Source organism: Nostoc sp. (assembly GCF_036916655.1).
Taxonomy (GTDB): domain Bacteria; phylum Cyanobacteriota; class Cyanobacteriia; order Cyanobacteriales; family Nostocaceae; genus Nostoc.
Map to the genome: position 1 here is coordinate 81,092 of NZ_JBALFY010000046.1, position 25,534 is coordinate 106,625.

Genomic DNA, 25,534 nt, shown 5'->3' on the forward strand with positions numbered 1-25,534 from the left:
TAGCGCGTGGTCTATCTACCTGAAAATAGCTGTAAGTAGTATATCTTAGTAGCATTGGGTTTAAGGTGTTAACATTATAAACACGAAGCTTGAGATTCTGAACATAAAACTTATAAAAATGAGAACGCATATATTAAAATCCAAGCTCAAACTACTACTCTTAAGTTGCCTCATTGTTACTCTGATAATTGCTGCTAAACAGTTAAACTTTCAGGGGCTTTTACAGATATTAGTTATTTGGGTTCACCGTCTTGGTGCTTTCGGGCCTATTGCCTACATAGTCATTTTCAACTTAGCAACATTACTGTTTATACCAGGTTCGCTCCTAACTCTCAAAGCTGGTTGTCTGTTTGGAGTATTTTGGGGTTCAGTATATGTGCTAATTGCTGCAACAATTGGAGCAACTTTGGCTTTTATTATTGGACGCTATCTGTCGCGGGATTGGGTTTCTCGACAAATGGATAAACATCCTAAATTTAAAGCGATTGATTTGGCAGTTGCTAAAGAAGGATGGAAAATTGTTTTGCTAACTCGTCTCTCACCCGTCTTTCCCTTCAATTTATTAAATTATGCTTTTGGAGTAACACAGGTTTCTCTTAAAGACTATATATTAGGTTCCTTCGGTATTATTCCCGGCACTGTAATGTATGTTTATATTGGTTCTTTAGCTGGTAATCTTGCCATGATTGACACCTCGCATCAAGCAATTGCTCCAGAAACTCAAGTCTGGCAATGGATAATGCGAGTGGTTGGGTTGGTTGCTACCGTTGCGGTAACTATGTATATCACAAAAGTTGCTCAGAAAGAATTAGTTCAAAGTGTGGCAATAGAAGAAATAACCATTCATGAAAAAACTAACAATAATTCAGATATCTAAAAGTATTGATGTCAGAAAATTGCAGAATTTTTTTAGCTTCAGTGTATTAATATTACCTAGCGTGGCAAAACTAGCTAGAGCAAAAACTTAAACGTAGTAATTTCGTTATTATTGAAAATTTTGGTTTACCTATTTACGCTTATTTCAATCATGAAAAATTTACTCTAGCAAGTTTTACTACTCTAGAATATTACTGATATTGGCGACCACTTTTTTGTTAAACACAGACCTAGCTTTGGCACAAGAATCTGCAAATCTAAATTCTTTTAATCCTCAAGCAATTTTACGCGAAGCCTTGCAGTGGATTGATAGCCTGGGTGCGTTAGGAGCCATAGCTTTTATTGCCCTTTATGTTATTGCTACCGTTGCTTTTTTCCCTGGTTCTATTCTCACCTTGGGTTCTGGTGTAATTTTTGGTGCAGTTTGGGGTTCTCTCTACGTATTTATTGGTGCAACCCTTGGCGCTACATCTTCTTTTCTCGTTGGGCGTTATTTAGCAAGGGGTTGGGTTGCTGGTAAAATCGCAGATAACAAAAAATTTGCCGCCATTGACCAAGCAGTAGGTAAAGAAGGATTAAAAATTGTCCTATTAACGCGATTGTCCCCTATATTTCCTTTCAATTTGCTCAATTATGCCTTTGGCATCACGGGAGTTTCACTTCAAGATTACTTCATCGGCTCTCTAGGTATGATTCCCGGAACCATCATGTACGTTTATATTGGTTCCCTTGCAGGTAATCTGGCCATGATTGGCACTGAGGCTCAACCTAGCAACCCGACTTTACAATGGGCAATTCGGATTTTAGGTTTAATTGCCACAGTCGCCGTGACGATTTATATTACCCGTATTGCTCGGCAAGCTTTAGAAGATGAGGTTTTATAGCTTCTATCCTTTGAACTCTGTCACAACTTTTCAGGGAAAAATATTTTGGAATTTTCCGTTTTCTGAACCGGCAATCAGTCTCCATACGATGGATAAACTTGTAAACAGCACAGTATCCTGTATTATTGACGCTTGCCAGGGATTTTCTCAGCCAGGGTAAGCGGAATAAACTAATTAAATTTGTTGATTTCTTAATATTTACTTGACGAAACTCTGTGTCCCCATCGTTCAGACTTCTCTGTGCGTTGACTCAGCGCCCCTTCCCGCAGGGAAGGCGTACTACTTACCTACGGCACGCTGCGCGTAGCTTGCTTCTCTGTAAGAGTACGTGGAAGCAAGCTACGCGTAGCGTCTCCAAGAGTTGCGCCTATGGGTTTGAAAACTTCCTGCTATTTCAGCAAAGTAGATTATTTGTCAATTCTCAAACCGATAAAACAGTGCAAAGATGTAATTCTTATTAAACAATCATTCAAAAGAAAGAATACCAGTCTCCAAATTTATGTTGACTTTAGTATTTTCAATTCTTAAAAGAGGTTTCACCAATGACCAATTCTGAATTCGAGAGAGTCACAGTTCGCCCAGTGGATGAGTATAATCAAAAGTTGCTGTCTTACGTCCATCCACCAAATTGGGTTAATCCTCAACCCGCCGATGTTTACGATTTGGTAGTAATTGGTGCTGGTACGGCGGGGTTAGTGGTGGCGGCGGGTGCAGCAGGTCTAGATTTGGGTTTAAAAGTAGCGTTGATTGAAAAGCATCTCATGGGTGGGGATTGCTTAAATGTTGGTTGCGTACCATCTAAAACTATTATTCGCTCTGCTCGCGTCGTTGGCGAAATCTTGAATGCTAAAGATTTAGGAGTTAATATTCCCCAACATAATATTGATGTTGATTTTTCCAAAGTTATGGCCAGGATGCGGCGGGTAAGAGCTGATATCAGCCATAATGACTCGGCGGAGCGGTTTCAAAACTTGGGTGTCGATGTCTTTTTGGGTAGTGGTCGATTTGCAAGTAAAAATACCGTGGAAGTTGGCGACAAAACCCTCAAGTTTAAAAAAGCTGTAATTGCTACTGGCGCAAGAGCTACACAACTATCGATTCCAGGAATTGAACAGGCGGGTTATCTGACCAATGAGACGGTTTTTTCCCTGATTCAACGGCCGGAACATTTGGCGGTGATTGGTGGCGGCCCCATTGGTTGCGAATTGGCGCAAGCTTTTCGGCGTTTGGGTTGTGAGGTGGTGCTTTTCCATAGTGGTTCTCATCTTCTCAATAAGGAAGATGCTGAGGCTGCTAAAATTCTCCAAAAGGTTTTGATTAGCGAAGGAATTCGGGTAGTACTGAATTCCAAGTTGGAAGAAGTGGTAACTGTCACTGAGGGAAAACGGCTTTACTTTTCTAGCAATGGTCATCGAGATTCGGTGACTGTGGATGAAATTTTAGTCGGTGCGGGGCGATCGCCAAATGTCGAAAATCTAAATTTAGAAGCTGTGGGTGTAGAATATGACAAGCGCCAAGGCGTGAAGGTAAATGATTATCTCCAAACAACCAATCCGAAAATTTATGCAGCTGGCGATATCTGCATGAACTGGAAGTTTACCCATGCTGCTGATGCTGCGGCGCGGATTGTAATTAAAAATACTCTGTTTTCTCCCTTTGGCTTGGGACGCTCGAAACTCAGTAGTCTGGTGATGCCTTGGGTAACTTATACTGACCCAGAAATTGCTCACGTAGGGTTATATGAACACGAGGCGCAAAAATTGGGTATTGAGGTGACAACAATTCAGATACCTTTTAGTAGTGTAGACCGAGCGATCGCAGACGATCAAGAGTCAGGATTTCTCAAAATCCACCATAAAAAGGATTCTGATCAAATTATTGGTGCAACTATTGTCGCCAGTCACGCAGGTGAGATGATTTCAGAGGTGACTACAGCAATTGTAAATAAAATCGGTTTGAGTAAATTAAGCAGTGTAATTCATCCTTATCCCACTCAAGCCGAAGCAATTAAAAAAGCAGCTGACGCTTATCGTCGAACACTACTGACATCAAATACCAAAAAATTGTTGGGATTTTTGACAAAGTTCTCTTAAGCAAAATCAGTGAACAGTTATGCGACTGTTCACTGATACAGCAGTTTTCAACTATATGAGGCATAAAGTACAGGATTCAAAATCAGGTATAAAAAGGTTACTTCCTTCTTTCTACCTCCTGCCGACGCTTGCAGACTCGCTACCGCTGCGCTATCCTACCTCTTGCCTCCTTCAGCTCATCACTAAACAGGTCGGAAGCGATCAATCTCGCCTCCGGTCAAGTTTGCGTAGTACAAATTACCATCGGGCCCAGTGGTGATTTGTGTAGGTAGTCCGAGATTAGGTCTGTCTGTTTGGGAAGCAAATCGCTTAACTGAGACAACTTTACCCTGACTATCTAAGATCAAAGCATCGATAGTTCCTTGACTGAAATCACCAACAAATAAAGCACCTTGATAGATTGAAGGGAAAGTACTACCTGTGTAAAAATCACCCACAAGGATCGAATTAGAACCAAAATGCTTGTAAGTGTACAGTGGTGCTGTCGCAGCTGTGCCAGGATTGTATAAGTTTTGCGCGGCAGTAGGTAAGGAAGCGTAGGCTGGTTGTCTCAGGCTAATGGGATTGCCATTTGCATCAAGGCCACCTTCATAGAAGGGCCAACCAAAGTTAGCTCCTGGTTTTCCGACATTTACCTCTTCCCAAGTAGAGAAGCCAACATCACCAATGTAGGGGGTATTGGTTCTTTTATCAATTGTGAAACGGAAGGGGTTACGCAGACCTAAGTCATAAACTTTGGAAATATTGCTATTGGGATCGCCGTTGTAGAAAGGATTACTTGATAAGCCTTGACCAGTAATCGGGTCAATCCGCAGAATCTTACCAGACAAATTATTCTTATCCTGGACGCGAATTGCTCGGGGGTCTATCCCATTGTAAGAAGTACCATCTCCTGTGCTAACAAACAGAGAGCCATCAGTACCAAAGCGAATAGAACCAATTGAGTGAGATTCACTGTCATTGGCTATAAAATTCTGGACATTTTGGACTTTATCAAGATTATTGAGATAATCCTGCAAGCTGGTAAAGGGCCTACCAGTAACTTTGTTGATAATTCCTGATGGTGCATAGCCAAGTGAGACATCTGTGCTATTTCCATCTGGATGGCTGATATTCGACCAAGTGCCATTTGTGCCTAGTAGCACAAATTCGCTGCCAGCAATCGCAGTAGTGTAACCAGTGTTGGGATCAGCTGTAAAACGACTTAGCCGTGCAGTACGATTCCCATTCTGGTCAGGATCGTCTAACGTGCTGTTGGGATTGTTATTAGGATTGCTTCGATTGGTTTCTGGTGGATCGTAGGTATACAACAGATAAACATAGTTGTTGCCGTTAGGACTTCGACCAAAATTTGGATTTACGGCAATGCCTAAAAGACCGCGATCGCGCGTATCATTTACCTCTCCAGAAATATTGACAAATGGTGTTGCTAATAAAGTGCCGTTTTTCACAACTCGCACTGTCCCATCTTTTTGGGCAACGAACAGGGTATTGCCGTCAGGTGACCAGTCAAAAGCTGTAGGTTGAGTCAAACCAGAAGCTACTGTATCTAGAGCAAAGTTACCAGAGTCATTATCAATAATAGTGATACTTGACTGTGGATTAGTTAGCTGCACTCCAACTGCATTACTGTATCTCAAAGAAAATGTTTCATTTGATTCCCCAATGTTGTCATCAATAATGGGGATAACAATGGTCTTGGTAGTTTGTCCGACTGCAAAACTTAAGGTTCCAGATACAGCCCGATAGTCAGTTCCAACTTTAGCAGTCCCATCTAGGGTTGTGTAGTCTACACTAGCGACCCCTGTAGCGTTACCTCGTGTAGCTGTCACTGTAACAGAACCGTCACCCTCATTAACTACTGGCTGAGAAAAGTCGATACTAGAGCGATCGTTGTCTTGAATGGTAATTCCGATAGTTCTTTGGACTCCTAGTGTTGCCCCCACTGCCTGATCGATGACAAAATTAAAGGTTTCATCGGGTTCCGGTAAGGAATCGTCAATAATCGGAATAGACACCTGTACACTGCTTTGTCCCGGCGCAAAAATAACCGTCCCAGCGCTTTCCACGCCTTCACTTCCGTAGTCAACTCCTGCTGTGGCAGTACCAGCTATAGTTGCATACTTAATTGAAGATGTGCCGCTTAAATCACCATTTCTAAGTATAGTTACGCTAACATTACCACTGCCTTCACTCACAGTCGCAGAAGGCGATCCTAGTGTGATAGCGGTTTGAATGGCTGCTGAATACAATTGAGACTGAGGAATAATTTGCTTGATCTGAGAGGCGCTTGACCAAGCAAGTTGGGAAACAGCATAGTATTGATTGTCGTAGTATTCTAGTCTAATATCGTACTTTTGACCTGCAACCAGTGCAATTGAGCCAGTGGATTCTGTGGCTGATTGATCGACAAACTGATTGATGATTTGTTGACCATTCACCCACAACCGCACACCATCATCAGCAGTGGTGTAGAAATTGTAAGTTTCGCTGTACTCAGCTTGCACCTGACCTGTCCAACGCACTGAGAAGGTATCTGCACCGATGGATGGATCTGGAGAACCACTACCCCAGTTAAAGTTTACCGTTGCATCTGTGCGGGTTTGCTTCAGGTTGGTGAAGTCGATGTTGTCGTAGTACTGTCCTTGGAGTCCATTGCCGTTACCAATTACAGGAGATGGAGGTGTGTTGGTATTAGTATACAATTGAGACTGAGGAATAATTTGCTTGATCTGAGAGGCGCTTGACCAAGCAAGTTGGGAAACAGCATAGTATTGATTGTCGTAGTATTCTAGTCTAATATCGTACTTTTGACCTGCAACCAGTGCAATTGAGCCAGTGGATTCTGTGGCTGATTGATCGACAAACTGATTGATGATTTGTTGACCATTCACCCACAACCGCACACCATCATCAGCAGTGGTGTAGAAATTGTAAGTTTCGCTGTACTCAGCTTGCACCTGACCTGTCCAACGCACTGAGAAGGTATCTGCACCGATGGATGGATCTGGAGAACCACTACCCCAGTTAAAGTTTACCGTTGCATCTGTGCGGGTTTGCTTCAGGTTGGTGAAGTCGATGTTGTCGTAGTACTGTCCTTGGAGTCCATTGCCGTTACCAACTATAGGAGATGCAGGTGCAGGTGCAGGTGTGTTGCCATTAGTGGTATTAGTATACAGTTGAGACTGAGGAATAATTTCTTTGGTCTGAGAGGTGCTTGACCAAGAAAGTTGAGAAACAGCTTCGTATTGATTGTCGTAGTATTCTAGTTTAATGTCGTACTTTTGACCTGCAACCAGTGCAATTGAGCCGGTGGATTCTGTGGCTGATTGATCAACAAACTGATTGATGATTTGTTGACCATTCACCCACAACCGCACACCATCATCAGCAGTGGTGTAAAAATTGTAGGTTTCGCTGTACTCGGCTTGCACCTGACCTGTCCAACGCACTGAGAAGGTATCTGCACCCACGGAAGGATCTGGAGAAGCTTCACCCCAGTTAAAGTTCACCGTTGCATCTGTGCGGGTTTGCTTCAGGTTGGTGAAGTCGATGTTGTCGTAGTACTGTCCTGTTAGTCCATTTCCCTGAGATAGCGCGCTGGCGCTAGCCTGAGAGGCAAGACTGCTGGTAGCCAATGGAGCTAGAAGAGGTGTTGTTGCAGCAGTAGGTGTTGGACTTAGAGTTGTTGATAGCAGTTGTTCGTTTACACTCATTGAAATATATGCCTCAGAATAGTTCTAAAACTAATGCCATAATTAATAATTTGGGATTAGTTTTATGTTTAATGTTTTCAACAAAAAATGCGTAATTAGCATAGACTAAGTATGTTTATGAGCAAATCATTATCTGCCTATTAACATTTGTGTTGATACTATTTCACTCAAGTGCTAATACAAATTACTTCTCATATATTCTCCTGTGTTAATTTGATTTACTAATTTGCTGCTTATTTGTATCAACATTAAAATAAAATAGTGTGACAGTATGACGCGTCAACATACTTCCTATATTTGCTCTGAAAGCAGAGATATATAAGAAAATGTAGAAAAACACGTATAACAAGAAATACTCAAGATTAGCTGAAGGGCTTATTAGTCCTTACTAATCCTTGTTTTCTTTTGATAAACTTCTGAGTTTTGGTGAATTTAATCAAATATTATAAATCACCATTCTCTAGAACTTTTAATCTCAATGATGTGCAGGTGCATAAAATTTGAGATAAAGCAAAACTCGATCGAGATAAATACTTAAGTAGTATAAAGTAACAGTATTACATATTTAAGCTTAAGTATTGTTTTTAGATTAATCAACTACACATTTGACACTAAAACTCGGTGTTATGTCTATCTTCTTTGTGGAATTTTGTTTAAATATTCACATTGATATGTCCTTTTTTAAAGGAACATCAAAGTTTTAATGATCTTTAAGTGAAAATTACCAACTACAGGATGATCCCATATTTTTTATCCAGATAGTTATTAATTATATGAAAATTGCATAAAGAAAATTTGTACTATTTAAAGATTTAAAAAAGGTATTATTTATATATGCTTCATCTTGAGTGTCAATTCATATCTTGGTTACAACCAACAGCAAAGATATAGTTGACTTTTTGAGTAATTCTGTTGTAGAGATACTATCCAGCAAATAGCTATGCGATAGCTTCTCTTTTCTACGAAAGGGCTACGACAACGCTAGACGCAAGTGCTATATCAGCGTCCACAACCTTGCATTATCGCATTCCATTACAAAAGGTTTCAATTTATTTCAAGTCTTAACAATTTAAAAATAAAAATTACAAGTGTAATGTTGCACATTCCAACTTTCCCCTAGACTAGGGGCAGCAACCTGGTTCAAACTGGCTGAAGAAAAAGGACTTTGACTGAGACAAATAATTTAAACTCTCAGAATTTATGTTTAATTTTTTAAATAAACGTAAGGATGCTATGGGATTACTGTTTATTTTTGAACAAAATTAGGTACTGTAGTGGCGTGTTAAGGCTAAAATGTTGCCCAAAAATTGTAGGTTGGGGAGCCACTGCGTTGCGCGGGTTAAGACCGTTGTAGCAAGTGGCGTTGGAGGCTTTGCCAAAGCCAACATCCTGATATCTGTTGGGTTATGGCTCCGCTGCACCCAACCTACGTCTATTGCTGATGTTGGGTTTCACTACGTTCCACTTAATTGAATTTTGAATTGATTCATCGTGGGATGTACTGCGATCGCTACTGCCTGGGCTTATTTTCTGCAAGGATGATTATAAGTAGCGATCGCACTCTCCACTAATGACCAATGACTAACTTTTACAATTCTGATTCCGTATCTGGAGCAACGATTTCGCCAGTACCTATTTCTAGTATCAAGTCCTGTTCAGTAATCAATCCACTGAGTTCCTTAACTTGCAAATTCATCTCTTCACAAGCTTGTCTGAGTTCTTGTGCAAATTTGTTGAGGTCTTGACCATAGCCACACTGATAAGCAGCAGTTTCAATTCCTTGCTTGGCATTTGCTCTAGCACAATCGACTAATTCTGTGCCATGCAGTGGTGTAAGAGATGCCATATACGTAGTTATTATTTCTTAAATGTACGCTGCTAGATAGATTATCAAGATTTAAACATTGACTCATCCCTCTAATGGAAGAAAAGGAGGGTAGAATTAAGAGCGAATAAGTAAAAACTTATGGCTCCAAATTCTAGCAGCTTTAATTTTTTAATTTCAAATTTTGGATTAAAATAAAAATCCAAAATTAAATAATTCCTAATTATTCTACTTACCCATTGATAACTTCTCCACCATTAACATGTAGCACTTTTTCAGAGATATAAGAAGCATCATCAGAGGCTAAAAATACGTAGCTAGGAGCAACTTCTTCTGGTTGCCCGGCTCGTTGCATTGGTACTTGTTTTCCAAAATTCTCAACTTTCTCTTCAGGAAAAGTTGAGGGAATTAAAGGTGTCCAAATTGGCCCTGGCGCGACAGCATTAACGCGAATTCCTTTTGACACTAAATTTTGTGATAGGGAACGAGTAAAGGCAACGATCGCACCTTTTGTAGAGGAGTAATCTAAGAACTGTATGTAGCTGACATGACAATGAAAACAATGAAAAATAAGTATGCAACCCTGATGTGACGAAAAACTTATTTTTTTTATCTGCTTTAAAGTTAACTATTATGTTGCTGTAATTTATCACTCTCTAGAGGTAAAGGAAGTCGCAATTAACTCAACCTTAAGACTGAAAATAAATTAAATAAGTGGCGGATATGCGGGTTGCTAGAGTTTGATTTATGCTTGCATAATTCCTGAACATTATTACAAAACTAACTGAATCTTGACATGGCAACTCTACATCTTCCAAAAGCTTGCGTGGTGCGCTACATTGAGATCATTAGAGGGCAGGGATGATTTATGGCAATACTAAATATTTCCGAGTTAGAACAGGTTGAAAAGTTTCGCCACTTACAATTAACCCTGCGCGATCGCTGGAAAACTAGCGAACTATTTGATAATAGTGAAGCAGATATTTTAATTATTCCCTCTCTGAGTCTCGACCAGCACGAACTCCAAAAGATCGAAGGCTGCGAGCATTATGAAGAAAGATTACTCTTTTCCTTAATTCGATTGCGGAATCCCCGAACTCGGCTGATTTATATAACATCAGTACCATTGCATCCAAGTATCATTGATTATTATCTACAACTTTTGCCAGGAATTCCCTTTTCTCATGCACGCAATCGCTTGCTGTTACTTTCTACTTACGATTCTTCCCTTAAGCCTCTTAGTCAAAAAATTTTAGAACGCCCCCGTTTATTAGAGCGAATTCATCAATCTTTAAGACTAGACAAATCATTCATGATCTGCTATAATTCTTCGCACTGGGAAGGCGAATTGTCTTTAAAATTAGGTGTACCACTGTATGCTGCTGCACCAGATTTACAGATTTGGGGGACAAAAAGTGGTAGTCGGCAAATCTTCGCCGAAAGTGAAGTACCACATCCAGATGGCAGCGAAAAAGTTTGGAACCACACGAGTTTGACAAAGGCTACCGTTGATTTGTGGGAACGACAACCGACATTACAACGGGTAGTGGTAAAACTCAACGAAGGTATTTCTGGAGAGGGGAATGCCTTGCTAGATCTTAGGCCGATTGAGAATTTAGCACCAGGAAAAGCTACTCATGCTGAAAGGATAGCAGCAATTAGTGATCGCTTCTCAACAATGCGCTTTCAAGCAAAACAAGAGACTTGGGATAATTTTTCGGGGAGAATCCCGGAATTAGGGGCAATTTCTGAAGCATTTGTAGAAGGAAAAATTAAGCGATCGCCCAGCGTCCAAGGACGGATCACACCCACAGGTGAAGTAGAAATCCTTTCAACCCACGACCAAATTCTCGGAGGCCCAGACGGTCAGATTTATCTTGGTTGTCGCTTTCCTGCTGATGAAAGATATCGATTGCAATTACAGCAATTGGGACTACAAGTTGGCAGAAAGTTAGCAGAGAAAGGGACTTTAGAGCGATTTGGCGTAGATTTTATCGCCGTTGACAAGGGTAATGGAGATTGGGATATTCAGGCGATCGAAATAAACCTACGTAAAGGTGGTACAACTCATCCATTCATGACCCTGAAATTATTAACGAACGGGCGCTATGACCTTTCCACAGGTTTATTTTATAGTCAGCAAGGTCGTCCCAAATACTACATCGCCACTGACAATCTGCAAAAAGAACGCTATCAGGGATTATTACCCAATGATTTGATGGATATCATTGCTCACCAAAGACTACACTTTGACAGTGGTACAGAAACGGGCACAGTGTTTCATCTTATGGGTTGCCTTTCACAGTTTGGCAAGTTGGGATTAACCAGCATTGGTGATTCTCCGCAACAAGCACAAGACATCTATAACAAAGTTGTCAAAGTTCTGGATGATGAAACCCGCAGTGACAATCATGATTTTTCCGCTTTTTCAGATTATTCCTTTCCCGTGATTTGGGATGAATTGTAGTTAAGGATTGGGGATTGGGGGACTTCCAAGAAATAAATTACCCAATCTTGTGGGGTGGGCATCTTGCCCGCCTTATGGACTGGGCGAGACGCCCACCCCACAAAAAGTAGTTGAGTATTTTTTTATTTGGAAGTCCCTGATCTGGAAATTTCTTTAAAGCTTCTTTTCAAGACCAAGCGTAGCTTGTTTCTCCGTTCGCGTAGAGTACAGAAGTCCCCAATCCCCAATCCCCTTAGTTTGGATCAGCCCCAGCCCAATGCTTCACTGATTTGCGCTGCTAGCTTCAAGGGACGGAAAGGTTTAGCAAATACAGCAGCTACATCTAAACCATGAAAGCTTTCTCGATCGGACTCTTGGACTTTGGCAGTTAGTAAAATTACTGGAATTGACTTAGTGATGGGGTTAGCCTTCAGTTGTTGCAGGGTAGCCCGCCCATCCATATCAGGCATCATCATATCTAGTAAAATGACATCAAGTTTTGAGTTGGCAGCTATATTCAACGCTTCCCGACCAGAACAAGCAGTCAACACATTCCAACCAGCACCCATTTCTAATCCCAATTTTGCGATCGCCTGCACATCTTCTTCATCATCAACAATCAAGATATTTCTGCTCATATTTTCACTCTTGCATGATATGTGATGCTGATTAGCTTGATTAGTCTTCAGCTATTCTAGAATGCAATCGGGCAGAAGTAGGGGAGAATTAAACAATTTAAAATTTAAAATTTAAAATTTAAAATTCAGAAACCTTGCTGTGGAAATCCTGTGGTAATTAAGATTGTTTAAATTCAAAGCTGTTAAGTAAGTAGGCGGAAATAAACCAAACTATGTTACGAAACGTAAATATGGCTTAAACTCTTACCAATGACAAATGACTAATGACGACCCCCAGCAGTTAACTTTGTTTACGCCCACCTACTTATTGAGAGACTGGTAAAGGTAACAGCACATAAAAGGTGCTACCTTTGCCTAAAATACTTTGAACCCAGATTTTACCATCATGTTGCTGTACAATATCTCGGCAAATAGCAAGTCCTAAACCTGTTCCTCCTTTATTGCGGGAGTCCGATGCATCCACCTGCTGAAAGCGCTCGAAGATTATTTGCAATTTATCTTCAGGAATTCCTCGCCCTTCATCTTGGATAGTAATTAACAGAAAATTGGGTGATGAAGGCTGATTTTCTTCAGACTCAACGCCTTTGGATTCTGAGAGAGTGGCACTTATCCACACAGTATCACCTGGTTCAGAAAACTTAATCGCATTGCTCAGTAAATTGGTGAGAGTTTGCAAGAGGCGATCGGGATCTGCCCAAAGTTCGACGGCTACAGGATTTACAATCAGTCTGACTTGTAATTTATCTGCCATTGCTTGCATTGCTTCCGTTGCCATAATTAGCAAGTCTGCGGCATTGTACTTTGTCTTCCGCGTGAAGATTTTGCCCGATTTCATCCGCTCTAAATCGAGAATATCATTCACTAAACGAATTAGGCGTTCAGTATTAGTGGTAGCAATACTCAGGACTTTTTGTCCCTGTTCCGTCAAAGTTCCTAGTTGTCCTGAACCCAATAAATCTAATGCTCCCATTGTGGAAGTTAAAGGTGTACGTAATTCATGACTGACTAAAGAAATAAATTCGTTTTCTAAGCGTTTGCGTTCGGTGATATCATTGGCAATTAATAAAGCACACGGCACACCAGCTAAGTCAATCAATTCCAGAGATATCAGTATGGTTTTGCGTTCTCCAGACTTAGTAGAAAATTCAAATTCTAGATTGTACAGCGATCCAGTTTCCGGCAAAAGTTGAATTGTTTGGGCAATTGCAACTGTGTTTTTACCCAAATTAAGTTCAGCAGCAGTATCACCAATCACTTCTGTTAGACAGTAGCCACTCATCTTCAAGAAACTGGGATTGACATCAATAAAACGAGCTTCTGCAACAGTAGCGATCGCGATTGGATTGGGACTAGAGCGAAAAACTTTAGCAAACTTCTCTTCTGCTTTGGCGCGATCCCCAATTTCCTGCTGCAACCGCTCATTTTGGGCTTGGAGTTGTTTTTGCAGCTTCCAAATCGTCAAGTGATTTTCAATTCGTGCTAAAACTTCTTCTAGTTGAAAAGGCTTGGTGATATAGTCCACCCCGCCAACTGCAAAGGCTTTTACCTTATCCAGCACATCACCCAAAGCGCTGATAAAAATTACCGGAATTTCACGGGTGCGATCGTTTGCCTTCAAGTGTTCGCAGACTTCATAGCCATTCATCTCAGGCATATTCACATCCAGCAAAATCAAGTCGGGAGGAACTGCATTTGCTCCCCGTAACCCCGTAGAACCTTTAGTTACACTCCTAACTTTATATCCCTGTTCTGTCAGCATGGCAGATAGGAGGTTCAGATTTTCTGGCGTGTCATCAATCACCAATATGTCTGCTTTCGGAAAGTTGAGTGACTCTTGAGACATAGCAATATCGACTTTAAGCAAAATAGGCTACTAATTCACTCTAAAGTATTGGGGGATTTGAACAACCTCTCAATACTTTCAAGATTAGCCCTTTCAAAGTGACTCGTAAAATCTCTGTTTATCTCTGTTGGGGACTTCCAAATAAAAAAATACTCAACTACTTCTTATGGGGTGGGCAAGATGCCCACCTCACAAAATTGGATAATTATATTTTTTGGAGTTACCCCAATACTGCTCGGATAAGCAGGGGAAGCAGAACTAATCTGGGTATAGGAGCTACCCTACTTGCTTTCTTGCATGTTTCTGACTAGTTTAGTTACTAGCTTTCTGGGAGTGAATCTTACAGATTCAGCGAGGAGCTTATTTTTAATTCCAGGAACAACAACAGTTTTGTTTTCAAATAGACCACGATAGCCGATTTCGGCTACCGCTTCCGCAGTCATAATTTTTTGACCGCTTACCAACTTTGAGTCTTCCATTGCGGCTCTCTGCTGAAAACCGGATTCGGTAGGGCCTGGACAAAGGGCTGTTACAGAAACGCCTGTACCTTCTAATTCATTAGCGATCGCTTCTGAGAATGATAAGACATAGGCTTTACTAGCGTAGTATACTGCCATCAGCGGCCCTGGCTGAAAAGCAGCAGTCGAAGCCACATTTAATATTTTTCCCGACCCCCGCTGAACCATACCCTTGAGGAATAACTTGGTTAAATGTGTCAGACATAAGACATTGACCTGTAGCAATTGCAGTTCAGAATTCAGGTCAATTTCGTGAAATAATCCGTAGGTAGCAAAGCCAGCATTATTTATCAGCACATCAACTCTAATTGATGCTTGTTCTAGCTCAGTGAAAATTTCTTCTGAGGCTGATGGGTTAGATAAATCCTTGGAAATAACTTTGACATCAATGCCAAATTTCTTTTTAAATTCATCAGCGATTTTATTTAGCTTGTCCACGCTTCTAGCTACCAACACAAGATTGTAAGCATCCTGAGCAAATAACTTTGCGAATTCATAACCGATGCCGCCAGATGCACCCGTAATTAGAGCCGTTTGTTTGCGATTACCTTGCATAATTTTTCCTTTGTTAACTGCTTCAAAACAAATGAATCATTAGTAACTTAACGTTCTTTAATCACCCCCGCTATAAGAAAGTCTAAAATCCTTATCCAGGTAGATTTTTGCTCACTTACTAGGCTTTTTATGAAAAATGAAATTTATTGCCATTGGGAAATTTCTAAGCGAACTGCTGCATTTGTCCCTAAGACTTTTTGGCCACGTTCAGGTAAATAAACATAAGCAACATATATATCTGAACTGGATTCTGGACTGGGAGTTAAGTCTGTTACTGGCTCTTTTTGCTCGGAATTCCAACTATAGGTAGCTTCGTAGGTGTTATTTGATGCGGCAACATCGGTAATTAAATAGTCAGACCACAGTGGTACTTGGTCGAGATGACTGTCACGCAACCAATTTGTCTCTTGTTTTGTAAAAGAATGCAGTGCTAAACGCAGAGCATATCTACAGGTATTATCATCACTAGCTGAATTTCTGGGGATTAAGAAAGCTGTAAACAGGGGAATAGGTTTATCTGTTCTGAGTAACTCTTGGGTGATTGGGCAATAATGAGCGATCGCTTGCTCATATATAGGAATAGGAAGACCACGCAAAGCAACCCTCGTTTCCAGTTGATAAAAATTATTGTCCTGGTCTTTTAACTCAATATTGCTCAGAGATAGTTTTACCTGGATATCACCAAACAAAAAGCGTTGTAGATTTTGATAACCTTCTTCTGAGTTAACTATGCCATAACGCCCACCATGAGAACGGTGAACATAAGCACGATGAGATCCTGTGATGTAAGCTTTATCGATCTGAACTAGACCATCACTTTTCACCCCTACAATCTTTCGTGAAATACCAAAAAGTTCTTCATAATCATGTGCATTAGTACCAATTAGAGAAAAAACGCGGTTTGGTGGAAATGCATCTTCTAGGCTTTGTAGTTTTTCTAGCTGAAAGTCATCGGGTAAATCATCCGTTAGCTTGTTAGCTTCAGGTGTTAAATACTGGTACATCCGCTGGGGGCCAAAGTCATCAGAATTATTTAATTTAAACTTGTCTCTAAGGTTTTCGATTAAGCCACTTCCAACCTCAAAAAAAATGCCACCATGAGGTGTAGCGTAAGTGAAGAATTTGTCAATATGATCGATAGCTTGCTCATTTTTGTCTGGATAAATCTTTTGAATCAAGCTACGACAAACAAGACCTCCCATTGAGTGGGCAACAAGATAAACTTTGTCAACTCCCGTCGTTTTCTTGACATTCTGAATCAGTGTTCTTAAACCCTCAGCTATCTGCTCCATCTCCTGTCTGACTACACTTGAAGAGTTAAAACTAGGTGTAGTTACATCATAAAATCGGTAGACCCAAATAGTTTTATTAAGTTGTCCAGACAATCTTTTAATCTGATTACTCACATTTTGATTGTCAACAATTGGTTGATACCCATGATCGGTCATTAGCCGCAGTAATGGACTCTCGAAAAAAAACTTCTGGGGATTTTCGTTCTCATCCACTCGAATATGGGTTGAACCATTATTAAATCCATAAAATGGATCGTCAATTACTTGCTCAACATCTTTTTGTGTACCTGCATACCCACGAACGAAGATGATTGGTAAATACTGCATATATATCCCCGCTATGTAATAAATATTTTTGCTCGTTCCCAGGTTAAAACTGGGAACGAGTGCAGAGTATTCAGACAAATTGTTTTAGTACAAAATTTGATCAATTCATAGCTAATTTTCTGTGCCTCTGGAGCATTTAAAACACTACGAACCTGTACTAAAAGGTTTTGACGAACTCAATTAGGGCCTTCTTATCTTCATCTGGGAGATCGGAACCAAAATAATGACCCTCATCTTCCACGAAGTCAGGAGACTTGTTGGCTCTTAAAAGTACACGTGCCAACTTATTCTTGATTCCTCCACCTGGTTTCAAGTCTTGGAAAAGGCTGCTGAGATTGAGAGATGTAATTGCCTCTCTGATATTAATGCTCGCCAGCAAATTCACAGGTGTACCTTTAGGAATAGGAATTCTAAATCTCGGATTCGGATCTCCTGGGGGAAGCTCTAATTTCGTATCTTTAGATGTCCTGCTGATAATTCCCTCACGCTTTTCAGGCCAGAGTAGCTTTTCCATCGCATCTGTATAGGCTGCTACACGTCCTTTCACTGAAGGATCTTCGTTGTAAAGTCCTAGTGTGTTGTTGTGAAGAAGTGGTGCTGTTGCCCAAATACTTACTAGCGAAGGTGTACGGTAATATCCCAAACCGCCGTCTGGTATTTTAAATTCGATGGGTTTTTTCTCATCGAAGGGGTTGTACAGCGTCAAAGTACCTGGTGATGGCAGTTCTTTGTAAGTCTTGGATGAGAACTGATCCCAAATATGCCCCTTAGTGGCATTTGTTCCTAGCGATCGCGCCGCATTAGTACCAATTAGGGTAACTGGATAACGCTGGTCATCAGACAAGAAGTTGTGGTCTAAGAAATTACTACTGAGTACAGACTCTTCATACCATTTCTGAGCCTGTTCGGGGTCAGCAGCGATCGCAGCATCGGGCTTTTTGCTGGAATGGCAACTAGCACAAGTGCTAGCAAAAACTAGCTTGCCACGTTTGAGAACTTCTTCATCTTTAGTTAAGAAGTCTTCACCATCGGGTGCATCTTTCAGGTGCATCGGCTTGATGGTTTTTAAGAATGCTTCGGCATCAGCCATCCGTGCTTCTGTCTGTCTCCAGCCTTCGCAGTCTTTCCGCGCCTTAGCGATGTCAAAAGGTTTTTGGGGAGTTCTGCCTAATAAAGGTTCATGGAGACTTGTCCAGTAATCGCCGCACATTCCAATGTTGACATAAACCCGTAGTGAGGCATTGGCTACTCCTGTGGAGTCTGCACCATCCTTGAGAATATGATTCACATCCTTGGTTGAACCATCGTTCATTACCTCTGGATATTTGGGGCGATCGCCTAAATTAAAAATAGCGTTAATCGCATTCGGATTGTTGATATGATCGGTGGCAATCCGCGAAGTATCAGAAGTCCCAGGTTTTTGAGAATCAAGTACTTGCTTAACAAAACTATTTTCTCCAACGCTGGTTCCAAAGAATTTGTTTTCCTTGATGTACTGATTACCCAATGCTGGTACGAGGTTTTCCCATTTTGGATGTTCCTTGTCTTTGGGTGGGTTGAGGGGATCTAATGCTACGTGACAGATAGCACAAGACTGTCCAATTAAGTAGGGAGGCTCGACTTGTGAGGTTTTAAAATACTCCTCAGCGTTCCATTTTGCCTGGTCGAAGTTGGGATTGGGGAACTTACGCAACCCAATAACACCAGTTGAGAGCGGGTCTTTACATTTATCTAACTGCAACCCGTATTCATCTTTTTCTGTGGATTTTTCACATCCAGGATCGTTAATTGCGCCATATAACTCAAATCGCTTGTCATGCTCTTTTGAGTCAATCAGCTTTAGCAAGTCAGCACCGCCATGTGTCCGTTTCGCTAAATCACGATAGTATTTATCATTACCGCCAGTCCATAAGTACCAGGTGCAACGACCCCGTTTTTCGGCATCTGTCAAATTCTCCTTTGTGTACTCTGGGAGATAACCGATACCATCGCAGTTGTCAGGGTATTTGCTTACACCAGTGTCAGAGTACTTATTACTTATGGGCGCAGGTGTTTCACTATACTCATCAGCGAGGGCTGTAGGCGTTCCATAAAAGCCGCAGACTATAAACATAGTCACGAACAGGAGGAGCAGACAGCCCTTAAAAAATAGACTTGTCTTTTTCATAAAACTCTCTGGTTGTAACCCCTAAACCTTCTCCACTGCACCTCACGTTTGCAGAGGCACAATAATGCTTCATCACTAATTTCCCATTTTCCAGATTTAGTCTTGGGATATTTTGATGATTTAAAATGTACCTTACTGAGGTTCGCTATATATGAACTTACTACACAAGTTTGCAAAACGTCATTAATAAACTTTTATACATTTCTAAACAAAAAATTTAAAAAATTGTAAATTTACAGTGGTTTGAATAACCAATTTGCTATGGTTATATGCGTTACTTACGTACTTGGTAATGTTTGTAACAAATCGTCAAGTGCTTCTTTTAAAGTTGCCTTAACCCAATCAGAGAAATAAAAAAGAGGAAAATTTTCACTTTTTTTAAGAATTGCTCTGTAAATACCGTAGGTTTACAAATTGCAAAAGTCTTTATATAACTGTAAAAACCAATAAGGCTAAATACCCATGCTGAAATTTGGTAAGTAAATCTAAGTAACAAAAAATTAATACTTAGCGATCGCATCCGAAAACCTCCACTGTAGATTTGTAGACATAAAAAATTGTCCTCCCAGAGATGCTGAAAATAGCAGTTCTCTGGCGAGACTGTTGGTGCTAAAAAAATTCACCAAGCCGAATCTTATTGCCGAAACAACACGAAACACAGAGGAACAAATGGAAAACGATATTATCTTTGAACCATTGAGATTCCGCAATCTCACAGTCAAAAATCGGATATTTCGCTCTAGTATTTCAGGAAGATGGGATAACTACGATGGTTCAGGTACTCAAGCCCGAATCAACTGGGAAGAAAAGTTTGCTCGTGGTGGCGTTGGGGCAATTATTACTTCCTTTGTTCCAGTCGCCATCCGGGGCAGAATTATGCCCAATTACGCCACAATTCACTCTGATGAAACCGTTCCTTTTTGGCGAAAAGTAGGAGAAAAAGTCCATGAATATGACTGTAAATTTATCTTGCAATTAAGTCATTCTGGGCGACAGCAGGATATTGGCGGTGTCGAAAACTTAGGAAAAAAAGCCTTAAGTTCCACTAGCCAAACCGAGCCATTCCACGGCTTTTTGTGTCAAGCGATGACACTAGCAGAAATTAAAGAAACAATCCAATACTTTGCCGATGGCGCTAGACGTGTCCGGGAAGCAGGTTTGGATGGGATAGAATTGCACAGTGCGAATGGATATCTTTTTAACCAATTTCTCAGTTCTGGAATTAACGACCGTCAAGATGAATATGGTGGTTCATTAGAGAATCGAGCGCGGTTTTTGCTAGATGTAATTAGGGCAATTCGCAAAGAAGTAGGTAACGACTTTCACCTGCAATTCAAAATTAGTGCTGTTGATTATAACAACGCCGTCACCTTTTGGGAAAAACCAGGTAATACCATACAAGACTCCATTCAAGTTTGTAAATGGGCAGAAGAAGCTGGGGCTGATGGCGTCCATGTATCAACTGGTAGCTTATTTCCTCATCCACTCAATCCCATTGGTGATTTTAATTTCGATGTCATTAGTAGAACTTATGACACCATGTTGTCGAGTGGCGTAGAGACTACGCGTAACTACATTTTATTTCGCAATTCATTTTTGCATCCCGTTTTCAATCTTTTATGGAATCGAGTCAAAAAGCAATTGGCTCCACAAGCATTTAGTGGTGACGATGTAAAAGACCCTAAAATCAAGCAATTGCTGGCAGAGAACCAAGGCAGAAACTTACTAGATGCCAGAGAAATTAAAAAGCACGTTAATATTCCCGTACTATGTACTGGTGGTTTGCAACAGGCTTCTTATATTCGTCAGGCAATTAATGATAAGTATTGTGATGGTGTCACAATGGCTCGTACCCTAATTGCTAATAATGACTTAGTTAAATCTTTTCAAGTAGGTAAAGACCTGGCAGATAAACCCTGTACCTATTGCAATAAATGCCTGCTAAATGTAACTGAAAATCCCTTAGGTTGTTACGAGCAGGATCGCTTCAATAGTTATGAAGAGATGATGGAAGAAGTAATGTCAGTCTTTCATCCAACTCAGTTTGCCAATTCATCTAAATAAAAAAGCGATGGGTATCAAATTGACAATTTCGCTTACAAATAATCTCGACAATATGGGGAGTGTTTCATGACTGAACAAACAAACCCTACCCTACTCCCAACCTCAATTAAGGGAATATTCCGGCGAATCTGGGTTGTAATTGTCGGTGTTATTGCAGTAGCAGTATTTTTCCTTTGGCCTGTTTTTTCTAACTCACCAGTGGATTATGTTGACATTGAAGACCACTTTAAATATGGTTCAATTGGCAGCGAACCCATCAATGGTATTCCTTACTGGATTTGGAAAGTTTTACCAGATTTATTCCCGGATAAATTACCTGGCAAAGGTTATACTTCTCTGGGATTTATCAAAGAACCCGATAAAAATTTGCCTATAGGTTTTTCGCAACGGAGAGTATTTATCGATCGAGTTGGATTAAATTGTGCTGTATGTCATACAGGGACGCTGCGAGATAATCCTAATAGCGACCATCAAGTGGTTACAGCAATGCCTGCTAATGTACTTAATTTGCAGGGATATATCAAATTTTTATCAGCAGTTGGCGTGGATGAGCGCTTTACTGCCAACCGGATGTTACCAGAAATTGAAAAAATCAGTGGTGGTCTAAATCCTATTGAAAAATTACTTTATCGCTTCATTGCAATTCCCCAAACTAGAGATGCACTAATTAATCAGGCATATCGACTGAAGTTCGTGGAAGCACAACCAGATTGGGGGCCAGGAAGAGTAGATACTTTTAATCCTTATAAAGCAATTCAATTCCATTTCCCAATGGATAAATTGCGTCAGGATGAATTGATTGGTACTTCTGATTTCCCCTCAATTTGGAATCAAAGACCCCGCAAGGGACTAGAGTTGCATTGGGATGGTAACAATAGTTCTGTTGATGAACGTAATAAAAGTGCAGCTTTAGGCACTGGAGTCACACCCACAACGATTGATTTGCCTCGGATTGATCGAATTGCCGATTGGCTTTTGGAACTACCACCACCAAAATATCCCTACGAAGTTAACGAAACTTTAGCAGCTACAGGAAAACCACTTTTTGAAAGTAATTGCGCTAGCTGTCACGTTTTTGGTGGGGCTTATACAGGCAAAGTTGTGCCAATTCAAGAAATTGGAACAGACCGGCATCGCCTAGATTCATTCACTTATGAAACCATCTCTAACCAAAATACCTTGTATGCAGGTTATCCGTGGCGCTTTAAGCATTTCCGTAAGACTAATGGCTATGCAAATATGCCCCTTGATGGTGTTTGGTTACGCGGCCCTTATTTACACAATGGTTCAGTCCCCACCCTCCGGGATTTACTAGAAAAACCAGAGAATAGACCACAAGAATTCTATCGGGGCTACGATGTTATCGATAGAGCCAAAGTTGGCTTTGTCTCTGATGTCACTGAAGAAAATGGTAAAAAATACTTCAAGTTCGATACAAAACTTGAGGGTAACAGTAATAGCGGTCACTTGTACGGCGTTGATCTTTCCCCAGAAGAGAAAGATGCAGTTGTTGAGTACATGAAGAAACTTTGAAGGACACTTTAGCAAGGAGAAACCTAAGTTTATGGCAATACTTAAGTCAAAATTAGGGAAAATAATCACCTCAATTGCTGTAGTTATTGTCCTTCTTTTTGGGGTAGTGGGTTACGCGGGATGGTACAGTCTTTTCCGCGAAGCTCCTAGCGAAGTTTATGAGTTACCAGAGGATCATTTTAAATATGGTTCTATTGGTACAGAACAAGCGCAAGGCGTACCGTATTGGATTTGGTTAGTATTGCCGCGGATCTTTCCCGATAAGCTACCAGGCCCAGGTGGTTATACTTCTTTAGGAATTACATGGGAAGAAGGTAAAGAGCTACCAGTCGGTTTTGCAAAAAAAACCATTGGGTTTCCCAGAGTTGGGATAACTTGCGCTGTTTGTCATCATGCTACTTATCGAGAAAACCTCAAAGATAAGCCAACAATTATTGCAGCTGGCCCGGCGAATAGATTTGATTCTCAAGGCTATGTTCGGTTTCTTGGTAACGCTGCTAGCGACCCCAGATTTGAACCTGACTATATTCTTGATGAAATTAAATATAGTCATGAGTTTTCTTGGTGGGAAAATCTGCTTTATCGCTTTGTAATTATTCCCCAAACTAAGAAAGGATTGCTGCAACAAAAAGCAGACTTTGCTTGGACTGATTCTCGTCCCAATTGGGGGCCGGGTAGGATTGACCCCTTTAACCCTGTGAAGTTCACTACTTTAAAGTTGCCTAAAGATGACACTATTGGTAACTCAGATATGATGCCTTTGTGGAATCAAAAGCAACACCAAAACTTTGCTCTGCATTGGGATGGTTTAGAAACTTCGTTGCGAGAAACAGTGCAAACTGGGGCTATTGGTGACGGTGCAACTAAAGAGTCTCTACCAGTAGAGGATCTTCAACGGGTACAAGATTATATTTCAGAATTACCGCCTCCCAAATATCCGTTTGCAGTTGATAAGCAATTAGCTACACAAGGAAAAGAGATTTTCAGCAGTACTTGTGCATCTTGTCACGCCTTTGGTGGCGAAAGGACTGGTAAGGTAATTCCTGTTGCAGAAGTGGGAACTGACCGCCACCGTCTAGATATGTGGACGCAGCAAGGAGCAGATACTTACAACAAATTTGGTGATGGTTATCCTTGGGACTTCAATGAGTTGCGGAAGACTGATGGTTATGTATCTGTCTCTCTGGATGGTCTTTGGTTAAGAGCGCCTTATCTCCATAACGGTTCGGTGCCATCCCTACAAGATTTGTTAGAAAAACCAGAGAATCGTCCCCAATCTTTTTATCGAGGATTTGATGTCTACGACCAGAAAAAAGTTGGCTTTATTTCCGAAGGAGAAGAAGCAGAACGTGTAGGTTTTAAATATGACATTAGCGTTCCTGGTAATAGTAACCAAGGACATCTCTATGGCACTGATTTACCCGCCAAAGAGAAACAAGCATTAGTTGAATATCTCAAAACTTTGTAACTAAGCTATGAACAAATATGCTGTTTGGTTTCGCCGCATTGTCTGGTTAGGTGTTATCCAAGATTGGGCGATTGGCTTACCGGCGATTTTTGCACCGAATTGGTTGCTGGAATTACTTCACCAAAGACCTAGCCAAGACCCAGTATGGACTTCTTTTGCTGGTTTGCTAGTGGTTCTGCTGTCGCTGTTCTACATTCCTGGAGCAAATGACCCGTACCGCTACACTCCCAATGCTGTATTAGCGACCCTTTCCCGTCCGCCTGGAGTTCTGTTCTTTTTCTTTCTTTACCCGAATATTTATCCTGCCTTCGGGATTATTGACTCAGTTTTATGCTTATTCCAAATCCCATTGTTGATACTAACTATGCTCAACAACCCTCAAGCTTCTACCCCGGACAACGATGTTTTCGAGTATGACGGGTCTACCTACAAAGAAGTCAAAGAAGTTGGTTTTAGTGAACCCTATGGTGAACCTCTGCCTTACCAACAAGGTGTAGGATTGACAACCTTTGTCCAATTGTTTAATGATGCAGCGCGGAATTTGTTCGACAGGCGTGATATCCGCCCCCATTACGATAAGCTAATCCACGCTAATGGTGTTTGCTATTCAGGTCTTTGGAAAATTACTGAGGATTCACCTTATACGGGTTATTTTACTAAGGGTTCAGAAGGTTTAGTATTTGCTCGTCTTTCTGTTGCTGGTGCTGGAATTAAACGGGGCGATCGCAGGGCCTTAGGTTTAGCTGGTAAAGTTTATCCTACCCTCAACCCTCACGAAAAGGTAAAACCAGGTAATTTCGTGACTGTCGATTATCTCACAGGCATCAAGACGAAGCATATCACTGATACTGAGTTAACCAATTTTCCTGATGTTGGCCCAGATATTGGCGCTAAACTTGTTAACCGCGTGATTTTCCGACTGGTAGATAAAAGACCAGGGTTTCGCCAAGTCTTTCCGATTTCTACCCTTGGTGTCGAACCAGGAAGCAAGGTTGTTACCCCAGACCTGTTTATGCTCAGAGTGGCAGAAGGCACACCTAAAATCGATGCAGAAGACTTCCGGGATGAATTGCGACTAGAAAAGTATCCTAACAATACCTTGGTCTACACCATCAACGTCAAAAACTTCGATGAAAAAGAGTGGACGCAGTTGGGTGTAATTGAATTGAATGACTATGCCATCTGCGAAGGTTGCGATAAACGGATACACTTTTGGATTCCCCGCGATATCCCTGTACCAAAAAGAGATAGCCTTGCCCGTCCTTCAGACCCCGTTGTGATTAAGTAAA

General features: G+C 41.0%; 16 protein-coding genes. 8 read left to right on the forward strand and 8 right to left on the reverse strand.

Annotated features, from left to right (window positions below; genetic code table 11):
- The first annotated feature begins 118 nt into the window (after positions 1-118).
- The 3 genes from V7L31_RS12395 (at position 119) to V7L31_RS12405 (ending at position 3,853) form a co-directional block, all read left to right on the forward strand.
- Positions 119-877 (forward strand): TVP38/TMEM64 family protein, encoded by a 759-nt coding sequence (locus V7L31_RS12395; RefSeq protein ID WP_334696496.1) that lies wholly within the window; start codon positions 119-121, stop codon positions 875-877.
- A gap of 187 nt (positions 878-1,064) precedes the next feature.
- A complete protein-coding gene (locus V7L31_RS12400) occupies positions 1,065-1,760 on the forward strand; it encodes a TVP38/TMEM64 family protein (RefSeq protein WP_334696519.1) in 696 nt (231 codons plus the stop codon).
- A 542-nt stretch (positions 1,761-2,302) separates the two neighbouring features.
- A complete protein-coding gene (locus V7L31_RS12405) occupies positions 2,303-3,853 on the forward strand; it encodes a mercuric reductase (protein ID WP_334696497.1) in 1,551 nt (516 codons plus the stop codon).
- A gap of 182 nt (positions 3,854-4,035) precedes the next feature.
- On the opposite strand, the gene V7L31_RS12410 is transcribed toward V7L31_RS12405, so the two are convergent.
- From V7L31_RS12410 to V7L31_RS12420, 3 genes are all read right to left on the reverse strand, one after another.
- The gene (locus V7L31_RS12410) at positions 4,036-7,569 is read right to left on the reverse strand and encodes a PA14 domain-containing protein (RefSeq protein WP_334696498.1); all 3,534 of its coding nucleotides are present in this window, start codon (positions 7,567-7,569) and stop codon (positions 4,036-4,038) included.
- Positions 7,570-9,157: 1,588 nt separating this feature from the next.
- The gene (locus tag V7L31_RS12415) at positions 9,158-9,415 is read right to left on the reverse strand and encodes a hypothetical protein (protein WP_292852883.1); all 258 of its coding nucleotides are present in this window, start codon (positions 9,413-9,415) and stop codon (positions 9,158-9,160) included.
- A 211-nt stretch (positions 9,416-9,626) separates the two neighbouring features.
- Positions 9,627-10,007, reverse strand: a complete 381-nt coding sequence (locus V7L31_RS12420; RefSeq protein WP_334696520.1) for an SDR family oxidoreductase — start codon at positions 10,005-10,007, stop codon at positions 9,627-9,629.
- A gap of 255 nt (positions 10,008-10,262) precedes the next feature.
- On the opposite strand from V7L31_RS12420, the gene V7L31_RS12425 reads away from it, so the two are divergent.
- The gene (locus V7L31_RS12425) at positions 10,263-11,861 is read left to right on the forward strand and encodes a peptide ligase PGM1-related protein (RefSeq protein WP_334696499.1); all 1,599 of its coding nucleotides are present in this window, start codon (positions 10,263-10,265) and stop codon (positions 11,859-11,861) included.
- 242 nt (positions 11,862-12,103) lie between these two features.
- Here V7L31_RS12425 and V7L31_RS12430 read toward each other — a convergent pair whose 3' ends face one another.
- The 5 genes from V7L31_RS12430 to V7L31_RS12450 all read right to left on the reverse strand — a co-directional run bounded on the left by V7L31_RS12430 (position 12,104) and on the right by V7L31_RS12450 (position 19,180).
- Entirely contained in the window at positions 12,104-12,478 is a 375-nt protein-coding gene (locus V7L31_RS12430; protein ID WP_334696500.1) for a response regulator, read from the reverse strand.
- 304 nt (positions 12,479-12,782) lie between these two features.
- On the reverse strand, positions 12,783-14,321 hold the full coding sequence (locus V7L31_RS12435) for an ATP-binding response regulator (RefSeq protein ID WP_334696501.1): 1,539 nt from the start codon (positions 14,319-14,321) through the stop codon (positions 12,783-12,785).
- 281 nt (positions 14,322-14,602) lie between these two features.
- Positions 14,603-15,394: an SDR family NAD(P)-dependent oxidoreductase gene (locus V7L31_RS12440; RefSeq protein WP_334696502.1), complete on the reverse strand. Its 792-nt coding sequence runs from the start codon at positions 15,392-15,394 to the stop codon at positions 14,603-14,605.
- 143 nt (positions 15,395-15,537) lie between these two features.
- Complete coding sequence (locus V7L31_RS12445; RefSeq protein WP_334696503.1) at positions 15,538-17,013, reverse strand: alpha/beta hydrolase; 1,476 nt, start codon at positions 17,011-17,013, stop codon at positions 15,538-15,540.
- Between the two features lie 157 nt (positions 17,014-17,170).
- Positions 17,171-19,180: a hypothetical protein gene (locus V7L31_RS12450; RefSeq protein WP_334696504.1), complete on the reverse strand. Its 2,010-nt coding sequence runs from the start codon at positions 19,178-19,180 to the stop codon at positions 17,171-17,173.
- Positions 19,181-19,849: 669 nt separating this feature from the next.
- Here V7L31_RS12450 and V7L31_RS12455 point away from each other — a divergent pair.
- The 4 genes from V7L31_RS12455 to V7L31_RS12470 all read left to right on the forward strand — a co-directional run bounded on the left by V7L31_RS12455 (position 19,850) and on the right by V7L31_RS12470 (position 25,533).
- Positions 19,850-21,244 carry an NADH:flavin oxidoreductase gene (locus V7L31_RS12455; protein ID WP_334696505.1) on the forward strand — a complete coding sequence of 465 codons (1,395 nt, stop codon included), beginning with the start codon at positions 19,850-19,852 and terminating at the stop codon, positions 21,242-21,244.
- Between the two features lie 66 nt (positions 21,245-21,310).
- Complete coding sequence (locus tag V7L31_RS12460) at positions 21,311-22,777, forward strand: cytochrome c (protein WP_334696506.1); 1,467 nt, start codon at positions 21,311-21,313, stop codon at positions 22,775-22,777.
- A gap of 31 nt (positions 22,778-22,808) precedes the next feature.
- Positions 22,809-24,245: a cytochrome c gene (locus tag V7L31_RS12465; protein WP_334696507.1), complete on the forward strand. Its 1,437-nt coding sequence runs from the start codon at positions 22,809-22,811 to the stop codon at positions 24,243-24,245.
- A 7-nt stretch (positions 24,246-24,252) separates the two neighbouring features.
- Positions 24,253-25,533: a hypothetical protein gene (locus V7L31_RS12470; protein ID WP_292852923.1), complete on the forward strand. Its 1,281-nt coding sequence runs from the start codon at positions 24,253-24,255 to the stop codon at positions 25,531-25,533.
- Position 25,534 lies beyond the last annotated feature (1 nt).

What these genes read in the sequence shown, in the direction of transcription:
- V7L31_RS12395 (WP_334696496.1), top strand. Translation starts at nt 119, where the DNA reads ATGAGAACGCATATATTAAAATCCAAGCTCAAACTACTACTCTTAAGT.
- V7L31_RS12405 (WP_334696497.1), top strand. Translation starts at nt 2,303, where the DNA reads ATGACCAATTCTGAATTCGAGAGAGTCACAGTTCGCCCAGTGGATGAG.
- V7L31_RS12410 (WP_334696498.1), bottom strand. Translation starts at nt 7,569, where the DNA reads ATGAGTGTAAACGAACAACTGCTATCAACAACTCTAAGTCCAACACCT.
- V7L31_RS12415 (WP_292852883.1), bottom strand. Translation starts at nt 9,415, where the DNA reads ATGGCATCTCTTACACCACTGCATGGCACAGAATTAGTCGATTGTGCT.
- V7L31_RS12425 (WP_334696499.1), top strand. Translation starts at nt 10,263, where the DNA reads ATGGCAATACTAAATATTTCCGAGTTAGAACAGGTTGAAAAGTTTCGC.
- V7L31_RS12430 (WP_334696500.1), bottom strand. Translation starts at nt 12,478, where the DNA reads ATGAGCAGAAATATCTTGATTGTTGATGATGAAGAAGATGTGCAGGCG.
- V7L31_RS12435 (WP_334696501.1), bottom strand. Translation starts at nt 14,321, where the DNA reads ATGTCTCAAGAGTCACTCAACTTTCCGAAAGCAGACATATTGGTGATT.
- V7L31_RS12440 (WP_334696502.1), bottom strand. Translation starts at nt 15,394, where the DNA reads ATGCAAGGTAATCGCAAACAAACGGCTCTAATTACGGGTGCATCTGGC.
- V7L31_RS12445 (WP_334696503.1), bottom strand. Translation starts at nt 17,013, where the DNA reads ATGCAGTATTTACCAATCATCTTCGTTCGTGGGTATGCAGGTACACAA.
- V7L31_RS12450 (WP_334696504.1), bottom strand. Translation starts at nt 19,180, where the DNA reads ATGAAAAAGACAAGTCTATTTTTTAAGGGCTGTCTGCTCCTCCTGTTC.
- V7L31_RS12455 (WP_334696505.1), top strand. Translation starts at nt 19,850, where the DNA reads ATGGAAAACGATATTATCTTTGAACCATTGAGATTCCGCAATCTCACA.
- V7L31_RS12460 (WP_334696506.1), top strand. Translation starts at nt 21,311, where the DNA reads ATGACTGAACAAACAAACCCTACCCTACTCCCAACCTCAATTAAGGGA.
- V7L31_RS12465 (WP_334696507.1), top strand. Translation starts at nt 22,809, where the DNA reads ATGGCAATACTTAAGTCAAAATTAGGGAAAATAATCACCTCAATTGCT.
- V7L31_RS12470 (WP_292852923.1), top strand. Translation starts at nt 24,253, where the DNA reads ATGAACAAATATGCTGTTTGGTTTCGCCGCATTGTCTGGTTAGGTGTT.